We start from the raw sequence: 19,215 nt of genomic DNA on the forward strand, positions 1-19,215 counted from the left end.
CGCCTTTCCTAATCCCGAATGGGGCGCGCGCGCAACGGTTAACAGCGGCGTTTTCCACGATGGTGCGAAAGCCGGGGTTAACGCCCTTCTTTTGTGGCAAAACGAGGGAGCACAGCCCGTACACATCCTCCTGTGCACAGGCGGTGCACCTAGTGTACGTGGCTTTGCTGGTTAACAGTGCGGTCGGTGGGGTTTGTTAAGAATGTGTTAAAAGGAGGATGTCGCATGGCCCACCCCATTATGCGACTTGGCGCGCGGCTCGGAGCCAAACGAACCGGTACATCTCAAGGGCGCTGGTCCTTTGAATGTGCCGATCCAATGCAAATAAATTCGGAAATCTACGCTAAAAAGCGGATGGTTTTCACCTCGAAATGATGGCTTTCAAAGCGGGGCGTGTGGCAACGTTCCTTCGCGCAGGAAAAAGGTGTAAACCTGCCAGCCTATCGGGATTTTACGACAACTGGCAGGCAAATGCGTGGAAGGGGTCAGCTTTGCGCAGATTTACGGCGTGCAAGACCAAGCCCCGCCAACGCACCGATCAGCAGCAGGGATGAGGCTGGCAATGGCACAGCAGAAACCGATGTATCAACGACATCAAAAGTGACGTTCCAATCTCCGCTGATGCTTCCCGCGGATGCTAATATCGAGTTCGGCGCAATCCCCAACCCAAAAACCCAGGTTTGCTCGTCTCCTAAGCTATTAATTGCGTTCGAGAAATCCGTGGTTGAATTGCCTGTACCTGCGTTTATGGAAAACCCAAACTGCGGCGGGGCTGTCGGGGTTGCGCCTGGAAAATACACCGTCAGCGCCGTACTGGTCGACACATCCGTGGGCGCAAGAGCCGTACCACTAAATTGACCCCCTAGGTTTGAAAAGCTGATGATGATGTTTTCAAGGATCCGATCCGGCCCCAGTACGGCGGAAAATGTATCGGTTTGATCAAGCTGCGCGAGGCTGCCAGAGATCGAGTATGACGCTGGTGTTGAAAAATCATCATTCGACGTGATGAAAAGCGGCCCTGCGTATAGGTCTTGGTTCGTGAAGTCGGTGGTTTCGGAAATGATGGTCGCGGCCTGCGCGGTACCTGCGAATGCGGCAAACGCTATTGCTGTAAAAAGTGTTTTCATTGAGTATCCCTTCCCTTTTTCAATGGCGAAAAACATGCCGTATTCATTAACGCAAGGCAAGCAGAATGACTGATCCCTAGGGCATGCACGTGCGAGGTTTTATAGGGCGTTATCCAAGGCGTTTTGTACCGCCCATTTCCTATGCATCACGTGCCTTGAACAGCGCTTAGACAAGTCGCGAGATTTCCTTGGCGGCGCGCACGAAATCCTTGAACAGGGGGTGCGGATCGAAGGGTTTGGATTTGAGTTCGGGGTGGAATTGTACGCCGATGAACCACGGGTGATCCGACCATTCCACGATTTCGGGGAGTTTGCCGTCAGGCGACATGCCTGAGAAACAAAGCCCTGCCTTTTCAAGCTGCTCGCGGTATTTGATGTCGACCTCATAGCGGTGGCGGTGGCGTTCATCAATCGCGGTGGTGCCATAAACATCGGCCACACGCGAACCCGGCGTAAGCACCGCGTCATAGGAACCCAGACGCATAGTGCCGCCTTTGTCATCGCCAACCTTGCGCGAGACTTTGGCGTTGCCCTGCACCCATTCCTTGAGATGGTAAACGACGGGTTCAAAACGCTTTTTACCGGCCTCATGGTCAAATTCTTCAGACCCTGCCGATGTGATATTGGCCACATTGCGCGCGGCCTCGATGACCGCCATCTGCATGCCCAGACAGATGCCGAGATAAGGCACCTTGCGGGTGCGCGCGAACTCGGCGGCCTTGATCTTGCCTTCGGTGCCACGCTCCCCAAAACCGCCGGGCACCAGAATGGCGTGGTACCCCTCCAGATGCGGTGCCACATCTTCGGCTTGATCGAAGACCTCTGCATCGACCCATTCCACGCGCACCTTCACCCGGTTGGCCATGCCGCCATGGGTCAGCGCCTCGGCGATGGACTTATAGGCGTCTTCAAGCTGGGTATATTTGCCGACGATGGCGATCTTGACCTCACCCTCGGGGTTGTGCACCCGGTCAGACACATCGCGCCAGACGGTCAGGTCGGGGCGCGGGGCTGGGGAAATGTCAAAGGCATCCAGAACCGCCTGATCCAGCCCCTGTTCGTGATAAGCCAGCGGCGCGTCATAGATGGTTTTGAGGTCATAGGCGGCAACCACCGCCTCCTTGCGCACATTGCAAAACAGCGCGATTTTCTCGCGTTCCTTTTCGGGGATATGGTGCTCAGAACGGCAGACCAGGATGTCGGGCGCGATGCCGATGGATTGCAGTTCCTTGACCGAGTGTTGCGTCGGTTTGGTTTTCAATTCACCCGACGCGGCCAGATAAGGCAGCAAGGTCAGATGCATGAAAATACATTGCCCGCGCGGTTTATCATGGCTGAATTGGCGGATGGCCTCAAAGAACGGCAAGCCTTCGATATCGCCCACGGTGCCGCCGATCTCGCAGAGCATGAAATCCACCTCATCGCTGCCCACATCGAGGAAGGCTTTGATTTCATTGGTCACATGCGGGATCACCTGGATCGTTTTACCCAGATAATCGCCGCGCCGCTCTTTTTCGAGCACGGTGGAATAGACCCGGCCCGAGGAGACGGAATCAGTATTGCGCGCGGCCACGCCGGTGAAACGTTCGTAATGCCCGAGATCCAGATCGGTTTCCGCACCATCATCGGTCACGAAAACCTCCCCGTGCTCGAAGGGCGACATCGTGCCGGGATCGACGTTGAGATAGGGATCAAGCTTGCGCAGCCGCACCGAAAAACCGCGCGCTTGCAGCAATGCGCCGAGGGCGGCGGAGGCCAGACCCTTGCCCAGAGAGGAGACCACGCCGCCGGTGATGAAGATGTAACGTGCCATGGTTTGATATGCTCCCGTGCAGATTGGCGGTATGTGAAAGGCCGCTCAAATGGGGTGCGAATTTCGCAACTCCACGGGACTTAAGCCTAACAGGATTCGGGTGTAAGGCGCAAGGAGCGGCGCAATATGCTGTTGCATTTCATCGCGACCCCGCAAGGTGTTGTTGTCAGGGCTTATTCCGCTAGCGGCACCAGAGGTGCGTCACCGTCCAGACCGGGCGGCAGCAATACACCACCATCCGTCGCATCAGAGCTCGCAGGCTGATTCAGCGCGGGCGGGGTGACGCCCAGGCGGTCCACCACGGAAGAGCCGGACGCGTTTTCCGCCGCAAAGATCGTCAGCGTGATCGAGGTGCAGATGAAGCAGATCGCCAGCAGCCAGGTCAGTTTCCCCAGAGCCGTTGCCGCCGAACGACCCGACATGGCACCGCCGCCACCACCACCCATGCCAAGGCCGCCACCCTCCGAGCGCTGTAGCAGGACGACAGCGATCAGGCTCAGCGCCAGAATAAGGTGGACGATCAGGACGACGTTTTCCATTAAGGACCTGCGGGTTTTGTATGCGTTGGGGGTATCTAGGCAAGTTTGCCCCGGCTCGCAAGGGAGGAAAGCGGCTAATTGAGCGGGGTGCGTTCACAGCGAGACCGCCACCAGCGGTTTGATCCGGGCGGCGGTCTGTCAAAGCTGATCTGTCAGGCGCGCAGGTTAAGAGGAATATCCTGGAATTGAGGCGCTGCGGACTCGGCTTGTGCGATTACCCTACCACAATTTACGCGGGAAATCCTCTGTAAAATGCAGGCTGTGGATAAGTCTGGCTGGACAATGGCACCTAGCGTCGCAAAGATGTGCCCATGCCCCATGATGACCCCGATCACCCGCATAGCCTGTTGCCACCTGATCCAGCACTGCGCGTCAAGGCGCTGGAGACGATCTTGACCCGCAAGGGATTGATTGATCCGGCTGCGCTGGACGCGATCATCGACACCTATGAAAACAAGATTGGTCCGCGCAACGGCGCGCATGTGGTGGCGCGCGCCTGGAGCGATCCGGCCTTCAAGGTGCGGCTTTTGGAAGACGCCACCGCCGTGGTGTCCGAACTGGGGTATTACGGGCGCCAAGGCGAGCATATGGTGGCCGTGGAGAACACCGATGTGACACATAATATGGTCGTTTGCACCCTGTGCAGCTGTTATCCGTGGCCACTTCTGGGCATCCCGCCGACCTGGTATAAATCCGATGCCTACCGCGCGCGCACGGTGCGTGAAGCGCGCGCGGTTCTGGCTGATTTTGGGGTGAATTTGCCGCAGGAGACGGCGGTGCGGGTCTGGGATTCGACGGCTGAGGTGCGCTATCTGGTGATCCCGCAGCGCCCGGCTGGCAGCGAGGGACTGGAGGAGGCGGCATTGATGAACCTTGTGACCCGCGACAGCATGATTGGGACCGGATTGGCTTTGGCCCCGAAGGATGCGTCGTGAGCCGACCGCATGATATGGGCGGGCGATACGGCGACGGTCCGGTGATCCCGGAAGCCGAAGGCAAGGTGTTTCACGCGGATTGGCATGCGCGCGCGCTGGCCGTGACGCTCGCGGCAGGCGCGCATGGCAAATGGAACATTGATGTGTCGCGCCACGCGCGTGAATGCCTGGCCCCGATGGATTACGCGCGGTTTTCCTATTACGAAAAATGGATTGCCGCGCTTGCGGATTTGCTGGTGGCCATCGATTTGGTAAGCGCGCGGGAGCTGTCGCGCGGGGACGCCGATGCCACTCCCCGCGCGCGCGCAACGTTGCAGGCGCGTGACGTTTCGGCGGTCCTGGCCAAAGGCGGACCGGCGGATCGGCCAAGTGACATTGCCGCAACGTTCAAAACGGGCGATGCGGTGCGCACGCGCCGGATTGCGGCCAATACGCTGGTGGATGGCGGGCATACGCGCTTGCCGCGATATGCCGCGGGCGCGGTGGGGCGCGTGGTGCGGTTTCATGGCACGCATGTTCTGCCGGACAGGTCTGCGCATGGTCTGGGGGAGGGCGCAGAGCCGCTTTACGGCGTGGCTTTTGCGGCGTCCGAGCTTTGGGCGCATCCGGAACACCCGCGCGATGAGGTGGTGCTAGACCTGTGGCAGAGCTATCTGGCACCGGCATGAGCGACGCACCGGAGCCTGTTTTTTCGCAACCTTGGCACGCGGAGGTCTTTGCCTTGACGGTCGTGCTGAATGAGGCGGGTCATTTTGATTGGCCCGATTGGACCACGCGCTTTGGCGCGACGCTGAAACGCCACGGGCTGGAGCGAGAATTAGATGGGGGCGATGATTATTTCGCCGCCTGGCTAGAAACGCTGGAGCATTTTCTGGCCAGTATGGGGCTGGCACAGGCCGAGGATGTTTTGAGGCTCAAAGAGGCTTGGGAAGAGGCTTATCTGAGCACGCCGCATGGTGCGCCGGTGGCGTTGCAAGAGTAGTATGCCGGGCGCGAACGGCTTATTCGTCCACGTCATCCATGTCCGACTGGCCCGAAAGGGCGCGCCGCACATGGCTCCAGCTGAGCCCGATGCCCAGAACGAAGGACAGCGCCCCGAGCCCCAACCAAATCTTGAAGCTTGCGCTGTTCAGTTTCAGCACGCCCAGATCATGCAAAACCCAAATTAATGCGGCAAGGATCGCCAAGACCAACACCATACCCCCGGCGCCGATCGAGCGCAGCGTGGCGCGCAGATAAATGATGTAGCCGACGCTCAAAACCAGGCCGAGCAGCACCGCGATTGAGAGGTTCATGTCGCCGTAAGCGCGCACCCATGTGACGTAATTATAGGGTGTCGGGTTAAAGGTCGCCGCGACAAGTGCGAAGGCGAAAAACCACCGTGTCAGAAATCCCATGATGGTCTGCTCCAAACTTGTAACCCATGTGGGATCGCTCCATACGCGCGCCGCGGCGGGTTTGTCCATGGGGCGGGGCGGTGGAATTTAGCCTTTGAAGTTGGTTGTTTTCACCTTTCGCCCCCCGCCACGCGCGGCTATACCGGGATGGGTTTGAAACACATCAAAAAGGACCAGCCATGGCAAATGTGGTCGTCGTCGGCGCTCAATGGGGCGATGAGGGAAAAGGCAAGATTGTCGATTGGCTGTCCGAGCGCGCCGATGTGATTGCGCGGTTTCAAGGTGGGCATAACGCCGGGCACACGCTGGTGATCGACGGCGAGGTGTTCAAGTTGAACGCGCTGCCCTCGGGGGTCGTGCGGGGCGGTAAATTGTCAGTGATCGGCAATGGCGTTGTGCTGGATCCTTGGCATCTGTTGAAAGAGATCGAGACGATCCGCAAGCAAGGTGTTGAAATCACACCTGAAACCCTGATGATCGCGGAGAATACGCCGCTGATCCTGCCAATCCACGGCGAGTTGGATCGCGCGCGCGAAGAGGCCGCGAGCAAGGGCACAAAGATCGGCACGACCGGGCGCGGCATTGGTCCGGCCTATGAGGATAAGGTCGGGCGGCGCTCTGTGCGGGTAGCGGATTTGGCCGATCTTGCGACGTTGGAGTCGCGTGTGGATCGGGCGTTGCAACACCATGACCCGTTGCGTCGCGGTCTGGGCATCGAGCCCATAGACCGCGACGCGCTGCTGGCGCAGCTGCGCGCCGTGGCACCGGCGGTTCTGCAATATGCCGCACCCGTCTGGAAGGTGCTGAATGAAAAGCGAAAAGCGGGCAAACGGATCTTGTTTGAGGGGGCGCAGGGCGCACTTTTGGACATTGATTTTGGTACATATCCGTTTGTGACATCCTCCAATGTGATTGCCGGGCAGGCCGCGACCGGTGTGGGCGTCGGGCCGGGGGCAATCGATTATGTGCTTGGCATCGTCAAGGCCTATACCACGCGTGTGGGCGAAGGGCCGTTTCCGACGGAATTGGATGACGGTGATGGTCAGCGGTTGGGCGAGCGGGGTCGTGAGTTCGGCACGGTCACGGGGCGCAAGCGGCGGTGTGGGTGGTTTGATGCCGTGTTGGTGCGCCAGACCTGTGCGACATCGGGCGTGACCGGCATTGCGTTGACCAAATTGGACGTGCTGGACGGGTTTGACACGCTGAAGATTTGCGTCGGCTATGAGCTGGACGGGGTGCGGATGGATTACCTGCCCACGGCGGCGGATCATCAGGCGCGGTGCACGCCGATCTATGAGGAAATGCCGGGCTGGCACGATTCGACGGAGGGTGCGCGCAGCTGGGCCGATCTGCCCGCCAATGCGATCAAATATGTGCGCCGTGTGGAAGAGTTGATCCAATGCCCGGTCGCGCTACTCTCTACCTCGCCGGAGCGGGAAGACACCATTCTTGTGACGGACCCCTTTGCCGATTGAGAAAGCGCCATGTCCCTGAGTTACAAAGCCCGCCGCCGATTGTCCTTGTTGATCCTGCTGGTCGGGTTGCCGGCCTATATCATTGCGGCGGTGACAATTGTGAACTTGATAGAGCGCCCGTCAATATGGGTGGAGCTTTTAATTTACGTCGGCCTTGGTATCGTTTGGATGTTGCCGTTCAAGTTTATTTTCAAAGGTATCGGGCAGGCGGATCCGGATAAACCGGACGACTAAACCCGCACGCAGATCAGGTGTGGTTCCCGGCCCATCAGGGCATGGTGTGCGCGTGGCTGACGTATCGCGCGGGGTGAAAATCGGTTGTGTCGACGGCGGTGAACTGCCCCGCGCTGAGCTTGTCGATTTTTCGCGTCCGCAAGAGTGTACCGAAAGCCCGTAGCCCTTCTTCACGGCTGAAATCGCGGACACGGGCTTGTTCGACCTGGGTCATCAGCTGTGAGCGCGAAAAATGTGCGTGCCCTTCGACAAACGACAGATATGCGGCGGCAGCTTCAATGAAATCGGGCAATTCGCAGCACCCCAGATGCTTTGCGAAATCTGCAAAACTGGGTGCTGGGGTCCCGTCGAAATAATCAACGCGCGCAGTGGGCGCGGCGTCCGGTGGCATATCCACGCGCTGCTCTGCGTTTAGTTTCAACACAGGGGCGCGGGCCTGCGCGGTCGATTTGCACGTGCGCGCGGCACGATGCAGAGGCGGGATGGCTTCGGCGAGGTCGCCGCGATAGGGCTTGGTCGTTTCACCCTCATCGCGCGTCTCCCCGATGGTATGATCGGCAGAGCGCGCGGCGGCCGCAGCGCGCAGATGAGAAAAGGCGTTGCGCCGGATGGCCGCTTCGGGCTCGCGCAAATGCTGGTCGACCTGTGCCATTATGCGCGAAAAATCCTCCTGCGACGGACCGGCGATACCAGATGCCTTGCCATGCGTGGCGGCGGTATTTTGGTCTTTGGCTGCGCGCGCAGAAACATCCGGTACTGATGAAGGCCGCGCGTCTACCGCAGGCTCCGGTATCGTTGCCGCGTCATCCATTTCGCCCCCTTTCAGCGCAGCCTCCTGCGCGATCTTCAATTCAGCGCGATCCGCTTTGGTTACGCGGTCCATCACAGCGGTTGTGCTTCCCTGCTGCACTGGCCTTGTCGCGCTTTTGTTGGGATCAACGTCTTTTGGTCGCGACCTAAGGTCGGCGAATGCCCCGCGGAAAATATTTTCGGGCCGGGCGGGCGCATCTGTCTCAAACCTTGCTGAAGGCGGCGCGGCTTTTTTGGCGGGTGTCAGATCAGGACTGGCACCCATCTGCGCCGCGATCGTCTGCGCGGCTGGGTCCTGGTGGTGCGGACGCGGGGTGTCTGTATCCGGGCGCTGCGTCCCATGTCCAAAACGGGACCCGCGCATTTGAGCCGTCAAATATGCGGCAACCGCCTTGACCGCATCAACGGGATTGTCGAACACTTCGAATTCACGGGGGTGATCCTGTGGTAAGGGCCTTCGAACCTTGTTGTGATCCGTCATCGCCTGCGCATCCTCTCCCGTGTCCCAGCCAACAGTTTGACCCTACGGCGCCGTATCAAAGCGGCGCGATCCCACTGCGTTCTTTACACGAATTTATGGCAATATTGCGTTCTGTTTGTAAAAACGACATTAACCAAGGGTGATTAATAAAATTATAAACGAAACCGGGCCAGTGACGCTCATTGGTGGGGGTGCCGTGGGCGCGCAGGACCTGTATGACGCCCTCGCGCTTGCGCCGATCTGTGTTGCAGCCGACAGCGGCGCGGATGTCGCCGTGCAGGCGGGGATTGATCTGGCGGCCGTCATCGGAGACATGGATTCCATCGCACCCGCGACCCGTGCGCAAATTCCTGATTCCAAGTTTCACAAAATCCCTGAACAGATGAGCACGGATTTCGACAAGGCGCTGCGCAATATCGCGGCCCCCTGCATCATTGGTGTGGGGTTTTCAGGTAAGCGTGTTGATCATCAACTGGGCGTGCTGCACACGCTGGTGATGCGCCCGGAGGCGGCCTGTATCATTCTGGGGGCCGATGACATCATTTTTCTGTGCCCGCGGATGTTTACGCTGCCGCTGGAGCCGGGAACCCGCGTGTCGTTGTTTCCGCTGGGCGCGGTCATGGGGCGCTCGCAGGGGTTGGAGTGGCCGATAGAGGGGCTCGAATTCGCACCCTGGGGCGCGTCCGGGACCTCCAATCGCGCCACGGGCGATCTGCACCTTGAGATGGATGACCCCTTTATGCTGTGTATTCTGCCGCGCCGGTTTCTGGGAGCGGTTACGGAACGGCTTGCTGGGATGCCAGCGCCTGCGCGCTGGCCCGCTCGCGCAGAACAATATAAAGACCCGCCGCAATCGTGATCAGGATACCGGCCGAGGCCATCGGATTGGGCCAGTCGCCAAAGACAGCAAAGCCGATGAGCGTTGCAAAGGGAATTTCGAGATATTGCATGGGGGCGAGCGTGGCCGAGGGCGCATAGCGCAGCGACCAGGTCATCAGCAGATGCGCCGCAGTGCCCACCAGGCCGATGCCCAGCAGCAGCAGCCAATCGATGCGGGTGACGGCGATGACCTGCAATTGCGTGAAATCTGAGCCCTGAAACAGCCACAGCACCGGCAGCATAACGACCACCGCCATCACCCCGCTGACGGCCTGAAGGCCGATGGGGTCGGTTTCCTTGGCGATCTGGCGCGTGACCAGCATGAAGAGCGAAAAATTCACCGCCACGGCGAGGGGCAGCAGGGCGGGCCAGCCAACTTGTGAAAAGCTGGGCTGCACCACCAGCAGCGTTCCCAGAAACCCGACCAGACAGGCGATCAGACGGCGCGGCCCGACCTCCTCCTTGAGCGCGTAACGCCCCAGCAGCAGCATGATGAAGGGCATCACGAAAGCGATGGCGATGGCATCCGCCAGCGGCAGGTATTTCAGCGCCGTGACCATCGCACCGATCCCGATGATATGCAGCAGCGTGCGCAGGAAGGTCAGCCGCAGAAGTCGGCCCCGCATCTTCCAGATGCGCCCGCTCGCCCAGACAATCGGGATCAGCACCAGCGCCTGCACGGCGAAACGCACCAGCACCAGTTGCCCCACAGGGACGGTCTGCCCCAGAATCTTGGCGATGGCGTCACCAATCGGTGCCAGGACACAAAATCCAAGCATGAGCATGATTCCAAGAAGGGGGCGATCCACGGTCATTTGCGGAGCCTAGAGGGGCCACCGGATCAAGGCAAGAATACCTGAGTGATTAACGCAAGTTTCAGCAGTTCGGCACATTCACGGCCAGACCGCCCAGCGAGGTTTCCTTGTATTTCTCGGACATGTCCAAGCCGGTCTGGCGCATGGTCTCGATGCAGGCATCCAGCGGCACAAGATGTGTGCCATCCCCGCGCAGCGACAGGGACGCGGCGGAAACGGCCTTGATCGCGCCGAGGCCGTTGCGCTCGATGCAGGGCACCTGCACCAGCCCCTTGACGGGATCGCAGGTCATGCCGAGATGATGTTCCAGCGCGATTTCGGCGGCGTTTTCCACCTGTTGCGGGGTGCCGCCCATGACGGCGCACAGGCCCGCTGCGGCCATGGCGGCAGCGGATCCGACCTCCGCCTGACAGCCCGCTTCAGCGCCGGATATCGAGGCGTTATATTTGACCAGACCGCCGATGGCCGCCGCCGTCAGCAGGAAATCCTCGATATGGGATTCTGAGGCACCGGGCACGTGATCAAGGTAGTAGCGCAGCGTTGCCGGGAGCACGCCCGCCGCACCATTTGTGGGGGCGGTGACGACCTGCCCGCCGGCGGCGTTTTCCTCATTGACCGCCATTGCATAGACGCTCATCCAGTCGTTGATCGTATGAGGCGGCGTGAGATTCATGCCGCGTTCGGCCAGCAGTTTCTGGTGGATGCCATGGGCGCGCCGCTTGACCGAGAGGCCACCGGGCAGGATCCCTTCGGCCTCCAGCCCGCGATTGATACAGTCATTCATTACCTGCCAGAGCCGTTTCGTGCCGGATTTAAGGTGATCCTCACCGCCGCGTGCGTATTCGTTGGAACGTTTCATTTCTGCAATTGATCGGCCTGAAATCTCCGACATCTCGAGCATTTGTGTTGCAGATTTGAAAGGGAACGGAACGGGCGGGCCGTCATCGGTGTCCTTCCCTTGCGCCAATTCGGCCTCGGTCAGCACGAACCCCCCGCCCACAGAGTAGTAGGTTTCGCGCAGTGTCACATCGCCCTGGCCGTCCGTGGCCATCAGGATCATGCCATTGGCGTGGCCGCTCAAAAGCGTGTCGAAATCAAACAGCAAATCCTGGCCGGGATCAAATTTCAGCGCGGGCAGATCGCTTGGGTGGATCAGCCCGGTTGCCTTGATGTCGGCCAGCGTCTTTTCGGCCTTATCCGCGTCATAAGTATCCGGCGTGAACCCGGCCAGCCCCAGAATGGTGGCGCGGTCGGTGGCATGGCCGACACCGGTGAAGGCCAGCGAGCCGTGCAGCGAGGCGCGCAGCCCGTGAAAGGCGAAGGGCGAGGCGCGCATCAGCTCCAGAAACCGGGACGCGGCCACCATGGGCCCCATCGTATGGGAGGAGGAGGGGCCGATGCCGACCTTGAACATATCGAAGACGGAGAGAAACATCAGGTTGGGCTTCCTTCGGGAGGGCAGGGTGCGCGGGGCGCGGTGAACGGGTGCGGGCCGAGGCCTTCGGCGGCTTGTGTGGCGATCACGCTGGGACGCGTTTCCAGAGCTTGTGCCATGCTGTGTAGGGCAGGGAAAGCGGTGAGGTCAAACCATCCCGCGTCCTGATCTGCGGGGTAAAGACGCAACCAGCGCAGCATCGGCGCGAGGTATATATCGCTGATACAAGGGTGTTCGCTCTGACGCCAGTTTGCGTCGAGAAGGCGGAGGTGGCAGAGGATGGCGTCGCGTACCTGCGCGCGCAGCCGCTCCTGATCCGCCGCGCGGGCTCCGGCATAGGAACCGGGATAGAATAACATCCGCAAGGCGGGATGCAGCGTGTTGGACAGGAAAAACAGCCATTTCAGCATATCGCCGCGTCCAGGGGCCGTGGGGGCAGGGCCGAGCCCCCCATGGCGATCCGCAAGCCACAACAGAATTGCGCCGGTTTCAAACAGCGCGCCATCTCTGGTTTCAAGCACGGGTATTTTGCCCGCCGGGTTCAGCGCCAGATAGTCAGGCGCGTTCTGCCCCCCGCGGTGTCGATCCACGAGGCGCGTAACATAGGGCGCGCGGATCTCCTCCAGCGCGATGCGGATGATCATGGAGGCGTTATCGGGTGCGTAATGCAGGATATAGGGTGTGTCGTTCATGCCCTCTGCTCTAATCCGATTCCGTGTTGGTAAGCGCGCAAAAAGCGACCTTTAGTCTGATTTTGGCGCAGGATGGCATGTCGCGGCGGTGGTGCGGCATCCGTTTTGACCCGGAGCGGATGAAATCACCCCTCGCACCCCGTGCGCATGTTTTCTATAAGACGCGCAGAACCGCCAAAGGAAGCTGCTGATGATCCCCGACCTCTCCCCAAGCGACAAGGCAAAGCTGGCTGCCGCGAAACAAGCGTCTTTGGCCATTGAAACGGGTATGCGGGTCGGGCTCGGCACGGGGTCCACAGCGGCCTGGCTGGTGAAATGCCTTGCCGCGCGGGTGCGCGAAGAGGGGTTGGCGATCAAATGCGTCCCGACCTCGACACAGACGGCGGAACTTGCGCGCGGCCTTGGCCTGGATGTGATCACGCTGGATCAAGCGGGGACGCTTGATGTGACCATCGACGGGGCGGATGAGTTTGATGCGCATCTGAATCTGATCAAGGGCGGTGGCGCAGCACTATTGCAGGAAAAGATCGTCGCAACCGCCTCCGCGCAGATGATCGTGATTGCCGATAGCGACAAGGAAGTGGCAACGCTTGGGGCTTTTGCGCTGCCCATCGAGGTGATTCCCTTTGGGCTTGAGAGCACCCGAAAGCAGGTGGAGGAAATGCTGCTTGCCATGGAGGTCGAGGGCCGTGAGACAAGCCTGCGGATGAAGGAGACAGCCCCCTTGGTGACCGATGAGGGCAACCATATCCTTGATCTGCACCTCAAACGGATCGGCAATGCGCCGCAGCTTGCAATGACGCTGAATCAAATTCCGGGCGTGGTTGAAAACGGGCTGTTCATCGACATCTGCGACCGGGTGATCATTGGATCCGGTGACGGCAAGGTCGAGACTCGCGACATCAACGCCGGCACAATCGAAACCGATCAGGTGGATTTTGCAAATGCGGAAAATCTATTTGGTGACCCGGCACCCTGATCCCTGAGGATGCAGAGGGTCAAATGCGCCGCTTTGCTGTGGTAATACCCCGGTGCAGGCATATATAGACCCTACGAAACGTTATGATCCTGAAAGGCCCGCACATGAGCGATTTTGACTATGACCTCTTTGTGATTGGTGGCGGTTCGGGTGGGGTGCGCGCGGCGCGCGTCGCCGCCGGGGAGGCTGGTGCAAAGGTCGCCCTGGCCGAAGAGGACCGATATGGCGGGACCTGCGTGATCCGGGGCTGTGTGCCCAAAAAGCTGATGGTTTTTGCCAGCGAATACGCGGGCGTGGTCGAGGATGCGCAATCTTATGGCTGGGACCTCAAACAGGGACCGTTTGACTGGTCCTCCTTTCGGGGACGTTTGAACGCGGAGCTGGACCGGCTGGAACAGGTCTACCGCAATCTGCTCAAGGGATCGAACGTAGATACGTTTGATGCGCGGGCGTCAGTGTCGGGTGCCCATGAAGTGACCCTGTCCAGCGGCGAGGTCAAAACGGCCAAGCATATTCTGGTCGCAACGGGGGGTCATCCTGTGCGCCCGGACATACCGAACGCGCATCTGGGCATCGTGTCGGATGATATCTTCCATCTGGAAGCCCTGCCCAAATCGTTGCTGATCATCGGGGGCGGTTATATCGCCTGTGAATTCGCAGGGATCATGAACGGGCTGGGCGTGCAGGTGACGCAATATTATCGCGGCGCGCAAATCCTGCGGGGCTTTGATGATGAGGCGCGCGGGCTGGTCGCCGAACAGATGCGAGAGCGCGGCGTGAACCTTCATGTCGGCACCAATATCGTGGAAATGGCCCCGGCGGGAGCGGATCATTCCATGAGCGGTGCCGGCACCGGGTCGGATGCGGCGATGGGGGCACCGGTACAGGAACGCCTCGTAGCGCAGACTGCTGGCAGCACAGAACAAGGCCCGATCTGGGTCAAATCCACCAACGGTTCCGAGCAGGTGTTCGACACGGTGCTCTTTGCCACCGGGCGTGATCCGAATTCGCGTGATATGGGCCTTGAGCAGGTCGGTGTAAAACTGGGGCGGCGCGGCCAGATTGAAGTGGATCAATACAGCCAGACGGGCGTGCCGTCGATTTATGCCATCGGTGATGTGACCGACCGGGTGAACCTGACGCCAGTGGCGATCCGCGAGGGTATGGCCTTTGTGGAGACGGTGTTTCATGGTAACCCGACACCGGTCGATCATGCGTTGATCCCATCGGCGATCTTTACACAGCCTGAAATGGGCACCATTGGCCTGAGCGAAGAAGAGGCGCGTGACCGCGAGCCGGTTGAGATTTATTGCACGTCGTTCCGCCCGATGCAGACGGCCTTTGCGGGGCACCCCGATCGCGTCTTGATGAAACTGATCGTTTCCAAGGCATCGCGCAAGGTTCTGGGCTGTCACATCGTCGCACCGGGCGCGGGTGAAATGATCCAGCTGGCGGGGGTTGCGATCAAGATGGGCGCAACAAAAGAGGATTTTGACCGGACCGTGGCGGTGCACCCCACCATGTCCGAAGAAATGGTGACCATGCGCGCGCCCGTGCGCACGGCTTGAAATCCGCGCAAGCGCGCGTACCTATGACTTGAAATTGACCGCGGATATGCGTGGTCCAAGAGGGAAAGAGACTTAATGGCTGGTAACAATGGCGGCCCCTGGGGGGGCGGCGGTGGAAATTCCGACGATGATAAGCCCAATGGCGGTAACCGGGGCAATAACGGCGGGGGCCCACGGGGTCCGCGCGGACCTGGTGGCGATGGGCCGCAGATCCCTGAAATCGACGAGCTGGTCAAAAAAGGGCAGGAGCGTCTGCGCGTCCTGATGGGCGGCAAGGGCGGCGGTTCTGGTACAGGGGGCGGTGGCGGCGGTGGCGGTCCGGCCTTTACACGCGGCACGCTGGGCCTTGTCGGTCTGGGGGCTGTGATCCTTTGGGGTATGGCGAGTTTCTATACGGTCGCACCCGAAGAGCAGTCGGTCGAATTGTTCCTGGGCGAATATTACGCCACGGGTGAATCCGGTCTGAACTTTGCGCCCTGGCCTTTGGTCACCGCAGAAGTCTTGCCGGTCACGCGGGAGCAAACCGAAGATATCGGCGCGCGCACCGATACTGGCTTGATGCTGACCACGGATGAGAACATCATCGACATCGATTTCCAGGTGGTTTGGAACATCAATGATCCGGCGAAGTTCCTGTTTAATCTGGCAGAGCCTCAGGAAACCATCCGCGCCGTGTCCGAATCGGCCATGCGCGAAGTGATCGCGCGCAACCAGCTTGCGCCAATCCTGAACCGGGACCGTCAGGTGATTGCAGATGAGGCGCGTGAGCTGATCCAGGCAACGCTTAATCAATACGACAGTGGTATGAATATCATCCGTCTTAACCTCGACAAAGCCGACCCACCCGGTGAAGTCATTGACAGCTTCCGTGAAGTGCAGGCGGCAGAGCAGGAGCGCGACAGGCTGGAACGTCAGGCCGATGCCTATGCAAACCGCGTCACAGCGGGTGCCCGTGGTGAGGCCGCAAGCTCGCTTGAGCGCGCCGAAGCCTACCGCGCCCAGCAAGTGAACGAAGCGCAGGGTGAGGCGGCACGTTTTACATCCGTTCTTGAAGAATACGTCAAGGCACCGGGAGTGACGCGCAAACGCCTCTATCTGGAGACAATGGAAAAAGTCTTTGGCGATGTAGACAAGATCATCCTGGAAAGCGGTCTCGGCGGTGAAGGCGGACAAGGCGTCGTGCCGTATCTGCCCTTGAATGAATTGCGCCGGTCCGGCGGAGGAACAAACTGATGAAAGCTGCTAAATTTCTCATTCCCATCGTTGCGGTTGCTGTTGTGGGCATCATGAGTTCGGTCTTTATTGTGGATGAGCGCGAAAAAGCACTGGTTCTGCAATTTGGGCAGATCAAATCGGTCAAGGAAGAACCGGGATTGGCGTTCAAAATCCCGCTTATTCAAGAAGTTGTTCGGTATGATGACCGCACGCTTTCGCTGGATACCGATGTGGTCGAAGTGACGCCCTCGGATGATCGTCGTTTGGTCGTGGATGCTTTTGCGCGCTACCGTATTTCTGACGTAACGCAGTTCCGACAAGCTGTGGGTGTGGGCGGCATGCGTCTGGCCGAAGATCGGCTGCAAGACATCCTTAACCCTGTGATCCGAACTGTTTTGGGTTCCGACGGTGTGACATCGAACACTATCCTCTCTGCTGATCGGGCGGGGCTGATGCAGCGGATCACGGATCAGGCGCGTCTGCGGGCTTTGCCTCTGGGTCTCGAAGTGGTTGATGTGCGGCTGAAGCAAACCAACCTGCCCGAGCAGAACCTGGATGCGACATTCGCAAGGATGCGCGCGGAGCGGGAACGTGAAGCGGCGGATGAAATCGCGCGCGGTGAAGAAGCCGCCCAGCGGGTGCGCGCCTTGGCGGATCGTACCGTGGTGGAGCTGACCTCGGATGCGACGCGGGAAGCCGATATCATCCGTGGTGAGGCAGACGCCGAGCGGAACGCGATCTTTGCTGCGGCCTTTGGGGCGGACCCGGAGTTCTTTGAATTCTACCGCTCGCTGACGGCCTATGAACGCTCGCTGCGCGGGGAGAATTCGACGATGGTGATGTCACCGGATTCGGAATTCTTCAACTATCTGCGCTCGGATCAGGGCTCGCGCTCTGCCGAGGGTGAATCAAGATGACATGGATTTTACTGGCCCTTGGGTTGGTAATGATCGTGGAGGGGCTGGCCTATGCGCTGGCCCCTTCGCTTATTGAACGGATGCTTGAAGCCCTGCGCGCCCTGCCGGAGGCCGCCATCCGACAGCTGGGATTGCTCATTGTTGTCAGCGGGTTGATCCTGGTCTGGCTGGCCTGGCAACTGGGCGGCAGTTTCGGATAAAGCTGCAACGGCGGAAAAAATGCGTCCGCTGCGTTCACAGTTTGGTAACGGACTGTTGAAACTGTAAAAGTTCACTACATCTTTGAAGTTGCATGAGGGTGGTCCTAGATGCACTTTAAGATCGAGCGCCGATCACCCATTCAAGATGCCGTAAGGCCAACAAACAAGTATTTTCAGGAGACGACACATGCACCCCAAAGCGGTATCCGTGTCCATTACCAGATATATGACAGGTCCGATGCACCTGCTGGCGATGGCGATTTTAGCACTGGCGGTTCTGCTGGTTCATCCGATGAGCGCGCTGGCGCAGCAAGCGAGCCTTGCACCTCTGGCCGAAAAAATCAGCCCCTCGGTGGTCAATATCACAACCTCCACGGTGGTCGCGGGACGTACCGGGCCGCAGGGGATCGTTCCGGATGGCTCGCCGTTCGAGGATTTCTTCCGTGAATTTCAGGACCGCAACAATGGGGATGGTGAACGGCCGCGCCGCTCTTCCGCACTTGGGTCGGGGTTCGTGATTTCCGAGGATGGATTTGTTGTCACTAACAATCACGTGATTGAAGGGGCTGATGAGATCCTCATCGAATTTTTCAATGGCGATGAACTCAAAGCCGAAGTGATTGGCACCGACCCCAACACGGATATTGCGCTGCTGAAGGTGGAAGCCGAAGGGCCGCTACCGTTTGTGTCCTTTGCCGATAGTGATCTGGCGCGTGTGGGCGATTGGGTCGTGGCGATGGGCAACCCGTTGGGACAGGGTTTCTCGGTCAGCGCCGGGATCGTATCGGCGCGCAACCGCGCTCTCAGCGGGACATATGATGATTACATCCAGACCGATGCGGCGATCAACCGGGGCAACTCGGGCGGTCCGTTGTTCAATATGGACGGCGATGTGATCGGTGTGAATACGGCGATCCTGTCGCCCAACGGCGGTTCCATCGGGATCGGCTTTTCCATGGCGTCCAACGTTGTGACGCGCGTTGTGGATCAGTTGCAGGAGTTTGGCGAAACCCGGCGCGGCTGGCTCGGCGTGCGCATTCAGGACGTGACCGAGGATGTGGCCGAAGCCATGGGCCTTGCCGCGGCGAGCGGTGCGCTGGTCACGGATGTGCCCGAAGGTCCGGCGATGGAGGCCGGCATGGAAGCGGGCGATGTCATCATGAGCTTTGCGGGTAACGACGTGGCGGACACGCGTGGGTTGGTGCGCAGCGTGGGCAACAGCCCTGTGGGCGAAACGGTGCGTGTTGTGGTCATGCGCGACGGCAAATCCGTGACGCTGAAGGTGACGCTGGGGCGTCGCGAGGAAGCGGAGGGTGCCGTGCCAGCCGTTGCGGCGGGGCCTGATCTGGAAGAAGCGCCGGTGACCAAGGACTTCATGGGCTTGACCATCACGTCGTTGACGCCTGAGTTGCGCGAGGAACTGGGGGCGGATGCGGATATGCAGGGCTTGGCAGTGACGGCTGTGGATGAGACGTCGGAGGCCTTTGAAAAAGGTCTGCGTGCGGGTGATATCATCACCGAAGCCGGTCAGCAGAAGGTCACGACCGTCGCCGAGTTGGACAAGCGCGTTGAGGCAGCCGAAGACGCCGGGCGCAAATCCATTTTGTTACTGGTGCGCCGTGCTGGTGATCCGCGCTTTGTTGCGCTGTCGCTTTCCGAATAAAAAAACTTGCAACGATCGGAATGGGGCGTCCTTCGGGGTGC

General features: G+C 59.7%; 20 protein-coding genes. 12 read left to right on the forward strand and 8 right to left on the reverse strand.

All coding sequences use genetic code 11. From position 1 onward, the window contains the following. Positions 1-485: 485 nt before the first annotated feature. From ROLI_RS04050 to secG, 3 genes are all read right to left on the reverse strand, one after another. The gene (locus ROLI_RS04050; RefSeq protein WP_187430242.1) at positions 486-1,163 is read right to left on the reverse strand and encodes a VPLPA-CTERM sorting domain-containing protein; all 678 of its coding nucleotides are present in this window, start codon (positions 1,161-1,163) and stop codon (positions 486-488) included. Between the two features lie 130 nt (positions 1,164-1,293). Beyond that, positions 1,294-2,940, reverse strand: a complete 1,647-nt coding sequence (locus ROLI_RS04055) for a CTP synthase (RefSeq protein ID WP_187430241.1) — start codon at positions 2,938-2,940, stop codon at positions 1,294-1,296. A gap of 173 nt (positions 2,941-3,113) precedes the next feature. After that, on the reverse strand, positions 3,114-3,479 hold the full coding sequence (secG, locus tag ROLI_RS04060) for a preprotein translocase subunit SecG (protein ID WP_187430240.1): 366 nt from the start codon (positions 3,477-3,479) through the stop codon (positions 3,114-3,116). A gap of 311 nt (positions 3,480-3,790) precedes the next feature. Here secG and nthA point away from each other — a divergent pair, with 311 nt between their 5' ends. From nthA to ROLI_RS04075, 3 genes are read left to right on the forward strand one after another with little or no spacing between them, the layout of a single operon-like run. Continuing rightward, positions 3,791-4,414, forward strand: a complete 624-nt coding sequence (gene nthA, locus ROLI_RS04065) for a nitrile hydratase subunit alpha (protein WP_187430239.1) — start codon at positions 3,791-3,793, stop codon at positions 4,412-4,414. After that, entirely contained in the window at positions 4,411-5,082 is a 672-nt protein-coding gene (gene nthB / locus ROLI_RS04070) for a nitrile hydratase subunit beta (protein WP_187430238.1), read from the forward strand. Before nthA ends, nthB begins: the two co-directional genes overlap by 4 nt. Next, complete coding sequence (locus tag ROLI_RS04075; RefSeq protein ID WP_187430237.1) at positions 5,079-5,396, forward strand: nitrile hydratase accessory protein; 318 nt, start codon at positions 5,079-5,081, stop codon at positions 5,394-5,396. Before nthB ends, ROLI_RS04075 begins: the two co-directional genes overlap by 4 nt. 19 nt (positions 5,397-5,415) lie before the next feature. On the opposite strand, the gene ROLI_RS04080 is transcribed toward ROLI_RS04075, so the two are convergent. Then, positions 5,416-5,811: a DUF6524 family protein gene (locus tag ROLI_RS04080; RefSeq protein ID WP_187430291.1), complete on the reverse strand. Its 396-nt coding sequence runs from the start codon at positions 5,809-5,811 to the stop codon at positions 5,416-5,418. 179 nt (positions 5,812-5,990) lie between these two features. On the opposite strand from ROLI_RS04080, the gene ROLI_RS04085 reads away from it, so the two are divergent. Then, positions 5,991-7,286 (forward strand): adenylosuccinate synthase, encoded by a 1,296-nt coding sequence (locus ROLI_RS04085; protein WP_187430236.1) that lies wholly within the window; start codon positions 5,991-5,993, stop codon positions 7,284-7,286. A gap of 9 nt (positions 7,287-7,295) precedes the next feature. Continuing rightward, a complete protein-coding gene (locus ROLI_RS04090; protein ID WP_187430235.1) occupies positions 7,296-7,520 on the forward strand; it encodes a DUF2842 domain-containing protein in 225 nt (74 codons plus the stop codon). Between the two features lie 34 nt (positions 7,521-7,554). Here ROLI_RS04090 and ROLI_RS04095 read toward each other — a convergent pair whose 3' ends face one another. Next, a complete protein-coding gene (locus ROLI_RS04095) occupies positions 7,555-8,811 on the reverse strand; it encodes a hypothetical protein (protein ID WP_187430234.1) in 1,257 nt (418 codons plus the stop codon). A gap of 172 nt (positions 8,812-8,983) precedes the next feature. Between ROLI_RS04095 and ROLI_RS04100 the strand changes: the two genes are divergently transcribed. Then, the gene (locus ROLI_RS04100) at positions 8,984-9,670 is read left to right on the forward strand and encodes a thiamine diphosphokinase (RefSeq protein WP_316247449.1); all 687 of its coding nucleotides are present in this window, start codon (positions 8,984-8,986) and stop codon (positions 9,668-9,670) included. On the opposite strand, the gene ROLI_RS04105 is transcribed toward ROLI_RS04100, so the two are convergent. The 3 genes from ROLI_RS04105 to ROLI_RS04115 all read right to left on the reverse strand — a co-directional run bounded on the left by ROLI_RS04105 (position 9,588) and on the right by ROLI_RS04115 (position 12,632). Then, positions 9,588-10,505, reverse strand: coding sequence for a DMT family transporter (locus ROLI_RS04105; protein WP_187430232.1), 918 nt, complete (start codon positions 10,503-10,505; stop codon positions 9,588-9,590). The genes ROLI_RS04100 and ROLI_RS04105 overlap by 83 nt on opposite strands. Positions 10,506-10,566: 61 nt before the next feature. Then, positions 10,567-11,940 (reverse strand): L-serine ammonia-lyase, encoded by a 1,374-nt coding sequence (locus ROLI_RS04110; RefSeq protein ID WP_187430231.1) that lies wholly within the window; start codon positions 11,938-11,940, stop codon positions 10,567-10,569. Next, complete coding sequence (locus ROLI_RS04115; protein ID WP_187430230.1) at positions 11,940-12,632, reverse strand: glutathione S-transferase family protein; 693 nt, start codon at positions 12,630-12,632, stop codon at positions 11,940-11,942. Before ROLI_RS04115 ends, ROLI_RS04110 begins: the two co-directional genes overlap by 1 nt. A gap of 190 nt (positions 12,633-12,822) precedes the next feature. On the opposite strand from ROLI_RS04115, the gene rpiA reads away from it, so the two are divergent. The 6 genes from rpiA to ROLI_RS04145 all read left to right on the forward strand — a co-directional run bounded on the left by rpiA (position 12,823) and on the right by ROLI_RS04145 (position 19,174). Then, complete coding sequence (gene rpiA / locus ROLI_RS04120; RefSeq protein WP_187430229.1) at positions 12,823-13,611, forward strand: ribose-5-phosphate isomerase RpiA; 789 nt, start codon at positions 12,823-12,825, stop codon at positions 13,609-13,611. A gap of 104 nt (positions 13,612-13,715) precedes the next feature. Next, positions 13,716-15,179, forward strand: a complete 1,464-nt coding sequence (locus ROLI_RS04125) for an FAD-dependent oxidoreductase (RefSeq protein WP_187430228.1) — start codon at positions 13,716-13,718, stop codon at positions 15,177-15,179. A gap of 75 nt (positions 15,180-15,254) precedes the next feature. Continuing rightward, positions 15,255-16,412, forward strand: coding sequence for an FtsH protease activity modulator HflK (gene hflK, locus ROLI_RS04130; RefSeq protein WP_187430227.1), 1,158 nt, complete (start codon positions 15,255-15,257; stop codon positions 16,410-16,412). Continuing rightward, positions 16,412-17,311 carry a protease modulator HflC gene (gene hflC, locus ROLI_RS04135; protein WP_187430226.1) on the forward strand — a complete coding sequence of 300 codons (900 nt, stop codon included), beginning with the start codon at positions 16,412-16,414 and terminating at the stop codon, positions 17,309-17,311. Before hflK ends, hflC begins: the two co-directional genes overlap by 1 nt. Next, positions 17,308-17,511 carry a DUF2065 domain-containing protein gene (locus ROLI_RS04140; RefSeq protein ID WP_187430225.1) on the forward strand — a complete coding sequence of 68 codons (204 nt, stop codon included), beginning with the start codon at positions 17,308-17,310 and terminating at the stop codon, positions 17,509-17,511. Before hflC ends, ROLI_RS04140 begins: the two co-directional genes overlap by 4 nt. A gap of 187 nt (positions 17,512-17,698) precedes the next feature. Beyond that, positions 17,699-19,174, forward strand: a complete 1,476-nt coding sequence (locus tag ROLI_RS04145) for a Do family serine endopeptidase (RefSeq protein WP_187430224.1) — start codon at positions 17,699-17,701, stop codon at positions 19,172-19,174. Positions 19,175-19,215 lie beyond the last annotated feature (41 nt).

The sequence above is a fragment of the Roseobacter fucihabitans genome (assembly GCF_014337925.2).
Classification (GTDB): domain Bacteria; phylum Pseudomonadota; class Alphaproteobacteria; order Rhodobacterales; family Rhodobacteraceae; genus Roseobacter; species Roseobacter fucihabitans.